The organism is Aquifex sp. (genome assembly GCF_056494385.1).
Map to the genome: position 1 here is coordinate 1 of NZ_JBSLZM010000044.1, position 2,145 is coordinate 2,145.

Here is a 2,145-nt window from a genome sequence, read left to right on the forward strand (position 1 = left end):
CTATTTTAAAACCTTCCCTTGATGTGTCTATCACGCCACCTTTGAACTCTTCTTTCGGTGCGTAAGCTATTGAGTGAACAATAATGTCAAGGCTTCCCCAGCTCCCTTCCAGAAATTCCCTGAGGGATTTTATATCCTCGTCGGATGAAACATCACACTTGGTTACAAGCTCACTCCCGAACTCCTTAGCTATTTCCTTAACCCTTTTCTCAAGCTTTGGAGTAGCGTATGTAAAAGCAAGCTCTGCACCTTCCCTGTAGAAGGCCTTAGCAATGCCGTAAGCTATACTTCTCTCGTTCGCAACTCCCGTAATAAGTGCCTTCTTACCCTCAAGAAGCCCCATCTATCTCCTCCGTCAGAATCCAAATCCTATATTTGCGTAAATACCGCCTACCTTTATATCAGCGTTTACATCTCCAACATCTTTTAGCCTGAGCCTCTGGAACCTGTATCCCCCTTCAACGAAGAAGTGTGCAAGCTTTAGGTCAAAAACCTTCAGCCTTAACCCTGCAGAATACTCGTAAAAGTAGCTGTCTCCCGCCTTTATTCCCTTAAACTCTCCAACTATACCGAATAGATGGAAAGGGTAAATACCGAGGTGTATGTATCCAAGCGGAAGGGGAACAGTTTTTGACTTCTTCTCCGTTATATTTACCTGAGCGTTTGTTGTTACTTCCCTTGCATTTCCCGAAACAGCAGCTTCCAAATCAACAACTTTAACGAGAATACCTATCTCAGGGTCAAGCATTCCCGCGGAAATTAATCCGACAAGGGGTATATGGTAGTAAAGCCCTATATCGTATTGGTCCGCTTTGACGGATGTCTTTACATCCGCGTTAAATATGTAATCACCGAACCTCACGTTACTCACGGCATTTGAACCGTTAAACTTCATCTTCGTGTAGGCGAGGTAGACGTTTGGAAGTATAAAGGGGAGTTCAACCTTTACCTTTGCCGTTGGTCTCGTCTCGTCTCCGAGCTTAAAGTCCTTTTCAAGGTCTAGGGTTGTTCCCTCATCCGCAGGATACTGGATATAACCCTTTGGTTCCTGATTCCATACACCTATCGCAGCTTCTCCACCGAGAAGGGGAAGGGAAAAAGCTGAACCTGTGAGAGCAAGAAGGATTAAAAATTTTTTCATTACCCACCTCCCTCACGAGAGAATTTTCATAGCTTCATCTACGCTCTTTCCTTCGTGAACGATAAGTGACATAGCCATAACCATCTTTTTCGGATCCTTGGCTTGGAATATGTTTCTTCCTATTGAGAGACCGGCAGCTCCCGCCTGTATAGCACCGTAAACCATCTCAAGAACTTCTCTTTCGGACTTCATCTTAGGCCCGCCGGCTATAACGACGGGAACCGGAGAACCTTCAACCGCTAAACGGAAGGTTTCTGGGTCTCCCGTGTAGGGAACCTTAACTATGTCCGCTCCGAGCTCTGCTCCTACCCTCGCGCAATGGGCAACCACTTTTGGATCATACTGGTTTTCTATTTTCGGGCCTCTTCCGTAAACCATTGCGAGAAGGGGCATCTGCCACTCTTCACAAACCTTAGAGACGTAACCGAAGTCCTTTAACATCTCCTTTTCACCTTCGGCACCTATGTTCACGTGTATTGAAACAGCGTCAGCCCCGAGCCTTATTGCTTCCTCAACTGTGCAAACGAGAACTTTATCGTTCTTTCTCGGAGAAAGGTCTGTTGACGCAGAAAGGTGGACGATTAATCCTATGTCCCTGCCCCTTCCCCTGTGTCCCGCCCTTACCATTCCCTTGTGGAGGACTACCGCATTCGCACCCCCTTCCGCTACCTTCTCAACAGCTTCCCTTATATTCACTATACCCTCTATGGGTCCGGAGCTAACACCGTGGTCCATCGGGACTATAATTGTTTTACGGGTTTCCCTGTTCATTATCCGTTCAAGTCTTATCTCCTTTCCTATACCCATTCTATACCTCCGTATTTTACAAATAGATAGTATACTTTAAACCATGGGTAAGCTGGCTTACGTTTTTCCCGGGCAGGGTTCTCAATACGTAGGAATGGGATACGAGTTTTATAAAAACTTTCCCGAGACTGCGGACGTTATACACGCTGTTGAGCACTCCCTGAGGATGTCCCTTGACGATATTGTTGATGTTATCT

General features: G+C 46.1%; 4 protein-coding genes. 1 reads left to right on the top strand and 3 read right to left on the bottom strand.

Translation table 11 applies throughout. The features are described from left to right. The 3 genes from ACWB1W_RS03575 to ACWB1W_RS03585 all read right to left on the bottom strand — a co-directional run. Positions 1-343 (bottom strand): enoyl-ACP reductase FabI (locus tag ACWB1W_RS03575; RefSeq protein ID WP_479370024.1); only part of this gene is annotated, 343 nt, incomplete at its 3' end. 12 nt (positions 344-355) lie between these two features. After that, the gene (locus tag ACWB1W_RS03580) at positions 356-1,141 is read right to left on the bottom strand and encodes a TIGR04219 family outer membrane beta-barrel protein (protein ID WP_479370025.1); all 786 of its coding nucleotides are present in this window, start codon (positions 1,139-1,141) and stop codon (positions 356-358) included. Positions 1,142-1,153: 12 nt separating this feature from the next. Further along, positions 1,154-1,948: a 2-amino-3,7-dideoxy-D-threo-hept-6-ulosonate synthase gene (locus ACWB1W_RS03585; protein WP_479370026.1), complete on the bottom strand. Its 795-nt coding sequence runs from the start codon at positions 1,946-1,948 to the stop codon at positions 1,154-1,156. Positions 1,949-1,991: 43 nt separating this feature from the next. Between ACWB1W_RS03585 and ACWB1W_RS03590 the strand changes: the two genes are divergently transcribed. After that, on the top strand, positions 1,992-2,145 hold a 154-nt coding region (locus ACWB1W_RS03590; RefSeq protein ID WP_479370027.1), incomplete at its 3' end, for an acyltransferase domain-containing protein.